1 protein-coding gene is annotated in these 500 nt (G+C 62.2%); it reads left to right on the forward strand.

Annotated features, from left to right (window positions below):
• Positions 1-322, forward strand: a 322-nt coding sequence (locus AX685_RS09660; RefSeq protein WP_036527757.1) for an ATP-binding protein, incomplete at its 5' end; no start/stop codon positions are given.
• Positions 323-500: the final 178 nt, after the last annotated feature.

A 500-nucleotide genomic window follows, 5' to 3' on the forward strand; every position in this document is an offset into this window, starting at 1 on the left:
TCTGGTGACACGCCTCGAAGAGGAGACCCGGATCGGCAAAGGCGGGACCCTGGCGGCGCAGCTGTCGCGGCTCGACCTGATCGTTCTCGACGAGCTCGGTTATCTGCCGTTCGCCCGCTCGGGAGGGCAGTTGCTGTTCCACCTCATCAGCAAGCTTTATGAGCGGACCAGCGTCATCATCACCACGAACCTCGCCTTCGGCGAATGGCCGACCGTGTTCGGCGATCCCAAGATGACCACGGCGCTGCTCGACCGCGTCACCCACCACTGCGATATCGTCGAGACGGGCAACGACAGCTGGCGCTTCAAAAACCGCAGCTGACAGCCACCTTCGGCGCCTTCAAAAATCTATCTTGCGCTGCGCGCGCCTCCGGTCGGGCTACGCCCGCCCTCCGCCGCACGCAGCGCAAGGCCATCTTCAACAAACCAGCATCATATTATCTGAAAAGGGGGTCCCTCTTCGACGCCGATCGGGGGTCCCTTTTGAACGCCGTTTGACA

It is taken from the genome of Sphingomonas sp. CCH9-F2 (assembly GCF_001556735.1).
Taxonomy (GTDB): domain Bacteria; phylum Pseudomonadota; class Alphaproteobacteria; order Sphingomonadales; family Sphingomonadaceae; genus Sphingomonas; species Sphingomonas ginsenosidimutans.